9 protein-coding genes are annotated in these 7,266 nt (G+C 65.4%); 4 read left to right on the forward strand and 5 right to left on the reverse strand.

From position 1 onward, the window contains the following. Positions 1 to 222, forward strand: a 222-nt coding sequence (locus IC66_RS0109525) for a YbjN domain-containing protein (protein WP_038947467.1), incomplete at its 5' end; no start/stop codon positions are given. A gap of 127 nt (positions 223 to 349) precedes the next feature. Next, positions 350 to 1,225, forward strand: coding sequence for a pyrroline-5-carboxylate reductase (gene proC, locus IC66_RS0109530; protein WP_049806500.1), 876 nt, complete (start codon positions 350 to 352; stop codon positions 1,223 to 1,225). Positions 1,226 to 1,346: 121 nt separating this feature from the next. Here the strand turns inward: proC and IC66_RS0109535 are convergent, their stop codons facing one another. From IC66_RS0109535 to IC66_RS0109555, 5 genes are all read right to left on the reverse strand, one after another. Beyond that, the gene (locus IC66_RS0109535) at positions 1,347 to 1,751 is read right to left on the reverse strand and encodes a thioesterase family protein (RefSeq protein ID WP_038947469.1); all 405 of its coding nucleotides are present in this window, start codon (positions 1,749 to 1,751) and stop codon (positions 1,347 to 1,349) included. Positions 1,752 to 1,947: 196 nt separating this feature from the next. Continuing rightward, positions 1,948 to 2,214 (reverse strand): tautomerase family protein, encoded by a 267-nt coding sequence (locus tag IC66_RS0109540; protein ID WP_109866587.1) that lies wholly within the window; start codon positions 2,212 to 2,214, stop codon positions 1,948 to 1,950. Between the two features lie 55 nt (positions 2,215 to 2,269). Further along, positions 2,270 to 3,790 (reverse strand): histidine--tRNA ligase, encoded by a 1,521-nt coding sequence (hisS, locus tag IC66_RS0109545; RefSeq protein WP_038947470.1) that lies wholly within the window; start codon positions 3,788 to 3,790, stop codon positions 2,270 to 2,272. 145 nt (positions 3,791 to 3,935) lie between these two features. Next, entirely contained in the window at positions 3,936 to 4,460 is a 525-nt protein-coding gene (locus IC66_RS0109550) for a YegJ family protein (RefSeq protein ID WP_028140159.1), read from the reverse strand. Between the two features lie 135 nt (positions 4,461 to 4,595). Then, positions 4,596 to 5,678 carry a branched-chain amino acid aminotransferase gene (locus IC66_RS0109555; protein ID WP_028140158.1) on the reverse strand — a complete coding sequence of 361 codons (1,083 nt, stop codon included), beginning with the start codon at positions 5,676 to 5,678 and terminating at the stop codon, positions 4,596 to 4,598. Between the two features lie 337 nt (positions 5,679 to 6,015). Here IC66_RS0109555 and IC66_RS0109560 point away from each other — a divergent pair, with 337 nt between their 5' ends. Continuing rightward, positions 6,016 to 6,558, forward strand: coding sequence for a MarR family winged helix-turn-helix transcriptional regulator (locus IC66_RS0109560; protein ID WP_028140157.1), 543 nt, complete (start codon positions 6,016 to 6,018; stop codon positions 6,556 to 6,558). Beyond that, complete coding sequence (locus IC66_RS0109565) at positions 6,555 to 7,265, forward strand: response regulator transcription factor (RefSeq protein WP_038947471.1); 711 nt, start codon at positions 6,555 to 6,557, stop codon at positions 7,263 to 7,265. The genes IC66_RS0109560 and IC66_RS0109565 overlap by 4 nt, the downstream gene beginning before the upstream one ends. Position 7,266 lies beyond the last annotated feature (1 nt).

Below are 7,266 nucleotides of genomic sequence, written 5' to 3' on the forward strand. Positions count from 1 at the left end.
CATTTCGATTTGTGGACCAACACCGGCATGGTCATGCACCGCCAGGCCCTGGTGCTGCCCGGCGGCCTGACCGCCTCGACCGCGCAATGCGAGGCCATGCTCGCCGGCGCCATCCACGCCTGCGAGCGCTATTTCCCGGCGTTCCAGTTCGTGGTGTGGGCGGGCAAGACCACGACCGAAGCGATGGACGCGGCGATGTTCGACACGGTGGGAGAGGCGTAAGTCTCGCCCAGCGCTGCGCCGTCGTCCCGGACAAGCGAAGCGAAGATCCGGGACCCATACCGCGTGATGCCTCTTGTGGCGCGCGGCTTGTTGCTCTGCTCTCTATCCACTAGAACCGCTGGTGGTTATGGGTCCCTGCGTTCGCAGGGACGACACCGTTTGCAAGGTGATCGCAGTGGCAGATAGCAGCACCCTCAAAAACATCACCGGCACCATCCTCCTCGCCGGCGCCGGCAAGATGGGCGGCGCGATGCTGACCGGATGGCTGTCGGGCGGACTCGACCCGCGCCGTGTCGCGGTGGTCGATCCGCACATCTCGCCCGAGATCACCGCGCTTGCCGCCAAGGGCGTCGCGCTCAATCCTGATGTGACAACGGTCGGCACGGTCGAGACGCTGGTCGTCGCGGTGAAACCGCAGATGTTCCGCGAGGCCGGCGCGAAGCTGAAATCGTTCGTCTCGGACAAGACCTCGGTGGTCTCGATCATGGCGGGAACCACGATCGCATCGCTTGCCGAGGTCTGCGGCGGCGCCGTGGTGCGCGCGATGCCGAACACGCCGGCCGCGATCGGCCGCGGCATCACCGTTGCGGTCGCCGCGAAGAACGTCAGCGCCGCGCAGCGCGCGGTGGCCGATGCGCTGCTGCGCGCCACCGGCTCAGTCGAATGGGTCGATGACGAGAGCCTGATGGACGCGGTGACCGCCGTCTCCGGCTCCGGCCCGGCCTATGTGTTTCTGCTCGCCGAGGAGCTCGCCCGCGCCGGCGTCGAGGCCGGATTGCCCGAGTCGCTCGCGACCAGGCTGGCGCGCGAGACCGTGGCCGGCTCCGGCGAGCTGCTGCACCAGTCGGAGCTGCCATCGAGCACGTTGCGTCAGAACGTCACCTCGCCCGGCGGCACCACGGCCGCCGCGCTCGGTGTGCTGATGGCCGAGCCGGGTCTGCGCGATCTCATGATCCGCGCGATCGCGGCGGCGACAAAGCGGTCGAAGGAATTGGCGAAGTAAGCAGGTGCCGTAGGGTGGGTTAGGCGAAGCCGTAACCCACCTCTTCTATTTCCGAGGACGCAGACGTGGTGGATTACGCCAAGCGGTCTACGCTTCGCGTAGTCCGCAGGGCTAATCCACCCTACGGCGTCGTGCCCGCGGCTAACCGCGTGTTGAACATCTCGACATTGACGAGCCCGCGCGCGTGGCGGCCCTCGCCGAGCTTGCGCGTGCCCTCGAACGCCGCGACCTCGAAGCGGATGACGCGGCGTTCGACGGCGACGACCTTCGCGGTGGTCCGCACCGTCGCGCCGACGAGCGCGGCTGCGAGATGGCGGATGTCGACCTCGGTGCCGACAGTGACCCAGCCGGGCTGAAGCGCAGCGCGGATCGCATCGCCTGCGGTCATCTCCATTTCCAGGATCATCATCGGCGTCGCGTAGACAAACGGCATGCCCGGCACGAAATGCCCGACCGTGCGCTCCGCCGGGACCACCAGCGTGCGCTCGGCATTCATGCCGACCTTGATGAAATCGCGTGCGTCCATGGTGCCTCAAACTCCGCTGTCGTCCCGGACAACCGAACGTAGCGAGCGCTGATCCGGGACCCATAACCACAGGATCGACTTTGGCGAAGATTCGGAGTTACCAGCTGGCCAGATAACCGCTCCCTGTGGTTATGGGTCCCGGATCTGCGCTGACGCTTGTCCGGGACGACAGCGGTGAATGCCGAACCGCCAGTGGCTACTTCTTCGCCGCCGCCGCGCGCTCCACGAAGGTCTTGCCGCCCTTCATCTTGTGACGGAGCGGGGCTTCGTTGATCTGGATGACGACGGCATCGGCATCGACGCCGAGATTCTTCACCAACGCCTGGGTGATGTCGCGCATCATGCCGGCCTTCTGCTCGTCGGTGCGGCCTTCGGCCATGCTGACAGTGATCTCAGGCATTGTTTTCTCCCTGTTGCTGTCGTCATGGCCGGGCTTGTCCCGGCCATTCACGTGCTTATCCATCAAACAAGACGTCGATGCCCGGGACAAGCCCGGGCATGACGGCCTGGCGGAATAGCTATCCCCACTTTACGTCATGACGGGCCAGGACCTCACGCACCTTGGTGACGAGATCGGCTTCGCTGCACGAGAATTGCGCCGGTCGGCTCTCGCGCCATTCCTGGTTGGAGGCGATCGCCGCGGCCGCCTTCGCGCCTTCGATCAGATCCTTGATCTGCAGCTCGCCGCGCGCCTTTTCATCCGAGCCCTGGATGATCACGCACGGTGAATTGCGGCGGTCGGCATATTTGAGCTGGTTGCCCATGTTCTTGGGATTGCCGAGATAGAGCTCGGCGCGGATGCCGGCGGCGCGCAAGCTAGCCACCATCTTCTGATAGTCGGCGACGCGGTCGCGGTCGAACACGGTCACGACGACGGGACCGAACTCCGGCTTGGTGTCGAGCTTGCCGAGCAGCGTCAGCGCGGCCTGGAGCCGCGAGACGCCGATCGAGAAGCCGGTCGCCGGCACGGGCTCGCCGCGGAAGCGCGAGACCAGGCCATCGTAACGCCCGCCCCCGCCGACCGAGCCGAAGCGCACCGGGCGGCCCTTCTCGTCCTTGGTCTCGAGCAGCAGTTCGACCTCGTAGACGGGGCCGGTGTAGTATTCGAGGCCGCGCACGACGGAGGGATCGATCTTGATGCGGTCCGCACCGTAACCCGACGCCGTGACCAGCTTGGCAATCTCTTCCAGCTCGCTGACGCCGGCCTGACCGATCTCGCTCTTGGCGAGGTAGGTTTCGGCCGCGGCAATGGCCTCTTTCCAATCCTCGCGCGGCTTGGTGATGGCGAGCACGACGTCAGCCTCCGCCTCGCTCAAATTGGCGCCCTTCGTGAAATCGCCCTTGCCTTCCTCGCCGCCGTCCCATCGTCCGGGACCGAGCAATTTGCGCACTTCGTCGGCGGAAAACTTGTCGAGCTTGTCGATCGCGCGCAGCACGGTCAGCCTGCGGCCTGCGTTCTCGTCGCCGCCGAGCCCGATGGCCTCCAGCACGCCGTCGAGCACTTTGCGGTTGTTGACCTTCACGACATAGGAGCCGCGCGCGATGCCGAGCGCCTCCATCGTGTCCGCGGCCATCATGCAGATCTCGGCATCCGCCGCCGGCGTTGCCGAGCCGACGGTGTCGGCGTCGAACTGCATGAACTGCCGGAATCGGCCCGGGCCGGGCTTTTCGTTGCGGAAGACATGGCCGACCCGGTAGCTGCGGTAGGGCAAGACAAGAGCGTCGGTGCCGTAGCGCTCGCCGACGTAGCGGGCGAGTGGCGCGGTCAAATCGTAGCGCAGGCTGATCCACTGCTCGTCGTCGTCCTGGAACGAGAACACGCCCTCGTTCGGACGGTCCTGGTCGGGCAGGAACTTGCCGAGCGCATCGGTGTATTCCATCGCCGGCGTTTCCACCGGCTCGAAGCCGTAGAGCTCGTAGACGGCGCGGATCTTCTCGACCATCTCGCGCGTCGCCCGGATCGCTGAGGGATCGCGATCCTCGAGCCCGCGCGGCAGGCGCGCCTTCAGTTTCTGGGGTTTTTTGGGTTTCTCGGCCATGCGCCGGCATTTACCAGCCGGGGCGCGAAGCGGCAACCGGTGCTTAGGGGACGCCGTCATTCCGGGGCGATGCGCAAGCATCGAACCCGGAATCTCGAGATTCCGGGTCTGGTACTTCGGACCATCCCGAAATGACGGCCAACCTTTACGGCTTCTCCATCCGCGCTCTCAGGGCATCCGCGTCCGCCTTCGGCAGCGACTTCAGCGTCGGCTTGATGGTTTCGCCGCCGACGATCTTGCCGTTGCGCATGAACATCCAGTCCGAAATGTCAGCCTCGGTGAACTTGACCTCGTCGCCGGCCCGCTTGCCTGGCAGGTCACGCGGTTCGTTGGCGAGGAGACCAGAATAGGTCCCGTCAGGCCGCTTCTTCACCTCGCCGATCCAGATGTGCTCACCGCCCTTGCGGGTCGAGAAGCGCACCTTCAGGGCGTGCCCAGCCTCCGACGGCTTCGGCGTGTCATAGGAGGCCCAGAAAGTTGGAAGCGAGCCACGGGCGCGCGCGATCGCGGCATTCATCTCGGGATCGCTGGTGCGCACATCGACGATCGGCGAGCGATCTTGCGCGACCACCTCATGCATCGGGCCGATGGTCAGGATGCCGAAAACGGAAACGCCGGCGATTGCGGCGAGAACGACCCATTTCATGGGTTGGGAGAGTTTCGTTGCCATGGTTGCGAAGTCCTGATGTCCAGATGTGTCCAGACTTTGTCGCATGTCGGCAACGGCACGTTCAGTGCACGAAAAACCACAAACGATGCGCGTTTCCCCTCTGCTCACGAGAGGGGAAACGCGCATCGGCGTATCTCAAAACACCTTGCGGATCCAGTTGTGGGGATCGTTGGTGCGGCCGTACTGGATGTCGACGAGCTGCTTGCGCAGGCCCATGGCGACGGGGCCGGCGGCGCCGCCGCTGATTTCGAAATCACCGCTCACCGAGCGCACCTTGCCGATCGGCGAGATCACGGCCGCGGTGCCACAGGCAAACGCTTCCTTCAGCTTGCCGCTGGCCGCATCCTTGCGCCACTGGTCGAGCGAATACGGCTCCTCGCGCACGGTCTTGCCGGCATCCTTTGCCAGCGCGATGATGGAGTCGCGGGTGATGCCGGGCAGGATGGTCCCGAGCGGCGGCGTCGAAAGCGAGCCGTCGTCGAACACGAAGAACACGTTCATGCCGCCGAGCTCCTCGATGTAGCGGCGCTCGACCGCGTCGAGGAAGACGACCTGATCGCAGCCATGCTGGATCGCTTCGGCCTGGGCACGCAGGCTCGCGGCATAATTGCCGCCGCATTTGACGGCACCGGTGCCGCCGACGGCCGCGCGCGTGTAATTCTCCGAGACCCAGATCGACACCGGCGCAGGCCCGCCCTTGAAGTAGGAGCCGACCGGCGAAGCGATGACGGCGAAGATATATTCGGACGACGGCTTGACGCCGAGGAAGGTCTCGCTCGCGATCATGAAGGGCCGCAGGTAGAGGCTGCCCTCGCCGCCCGGCATCCAAGCGCGGTCGATACGCACGACCTGCTCGACCGCCTCGATGAAGACGTCCTCGGGCAGCTGCGCCATCGCCATGCGGTCGGCGGAATCCTTGAAGCGCCGCGCATTGGCGTCGGGACGGAACAGGTTCACGCCGCCATCGTCGCGCTTGTAGGCCTTGAGGCCCTCGAAGATTTCCTGGGCGTAGTGCAGCACCGCGCCGGCCGGATCCATCTGGAAATTGGCGCGTGCCTCGATCTTCGCCTCGTACCAGCCGCCCTTGGCCTGGTTGTAGCGCACGATCGCCATGTGATCGGTGAAGACTCGTCCGAAGCCGGGGTCCACCAGCTTGGCCACGCGGTCCTTCTCGGACGTCGGATTGGATGCGGGCTGGATGTCGAATTTCATGCTCATGTCCTTGCCTCCCGCTTGCCGGTGGCGGCGCCGTTCTGGCGCCGGCCTGCCCTTTTCGGGCCCGGCTGGCTTGATTGGTTTTAGGCCGGACCGCCGCCAGCCTTGTTACGGCCGGTTTCCGTGGCCAGCATATCGCCGAGGACATGCTTTTGCGGAAGGCGGAAGTCCAGTATGTTTTGCCGAAACGCCGCTCGACAATCGCACGGTAGATCTGATCCGGCCGTCGTCGCCTGTCCGGCTCTCTCCAGCCGCCCTGCTTCGATGCCACCCGCGCGAAACGATCTAAAATTTCGTGCTGGTCAATCGTTTTGTAACATTGAACCCAAGATACGTCAATATGCCTGACATAAATTTCGCGACTTCCTCTCACGACGCCGCCGAGCCCAAGCCGGCCGCAGACGACGGAGGCAATTTGCGCTGGGATATCATCGAGCTACTGTTCTTCGCCTATCGCGACTTCGTCGGCGATCCCGACCAGGAGCTGGAGGCTTTCGGCTTCGGCCGCGCCCACCACCGGGTCATGCACTTCGTCTACCGCTATCCCGGCCTCAAGGTCGCCGATCTGCTCGACGTCCTGCGCATCACCAAGCAATCGCTCGGCCGCGTGCTCAAGCAGCTGCTGGACGAGGGCTACATCGTACAGAAGACCGGCGACAATGACCGCCGCCAGCGCCTGCTCTACGCGACGCCGAAGGGCGAGGCGCTGGTGCAGAAGCTCGCCGGTCTGCAGACCACGCGGATCACCAAGGCGCTCGCCGAAATGGGTCCGCAGGATGCGGAAACCGTCAAGCGCTTCTTGCGCGCGATGATCGATCGCGACGATCCGGACAAGGTGCTCGAGACGATCTTCGCTTCCGTCAACCACGACGCCAAGGAGTGACCGTGACGCTCGCTGCCACTCTCGCCCGCCCGCCGGCGCGCCCGGCCGATGACGCGCCGCATCTGCTGCTCGTCGACGACGACCGCCGCATCCGCGATCTGCTCTCGCGCTTCCTCGCCGCCGAGGGCTACCGCGTCACCACCGCCGCGAGCGCCGGCGATGCACGCTCGAAACTGCTGGGCCTGCATTTCGACCTCTTGATCCTCGACGTGATGATGCCCGGCGAGACCGGCTTCGATCTCGCCCGCTTCATCCGGACATCCTCCTCGGTGCCGATCGTGATGTTGACGGCACGACACGAGGCGGAAGCGCGCATCGAGGGCCTGCAGATCGGCGCCGACGACTACGTGGCGAAACCGTTCGAGCCGCGCGAGCTGGCGCTGCGCATCAACAACATCCTCAAGCGCGCCGCGCCGCCGCCGCAGGCCGCGGCGGTGGAGAAGATCGCGTTCGGTCCCTACGTCTATCATCTCGATCGCGGTGAACTGCGCCAGGGCGAGGAGGTCATCCACCTCACCGACCGCGAGCGCGAGATGCTGCGCATCCTCTCGGAGACGCCGGGCGAGACCGTGCCGCGCAGTGCGCTGACCGGCAACGGCAGCGTCAACGAGCGCGCCGTCGACGTGCAGATCAACCGCCTCAGGCGCAAGATCGAGACAGACCCCGCCAATCCGCTGTTCCTCCAGGCGGTGCGCGGCATCGGCTAAC

It is taken from the genome of Bradyrhizobium genomosp. III (genome assembly GCF_000261705.1).
GTDB lineage: Bacteria > Pseudomonadota > Alphaproteobacteria > Rhizobiales > Xanthobacteraceae > Bradyrhizobium > Bradyrhizobium ottawaense.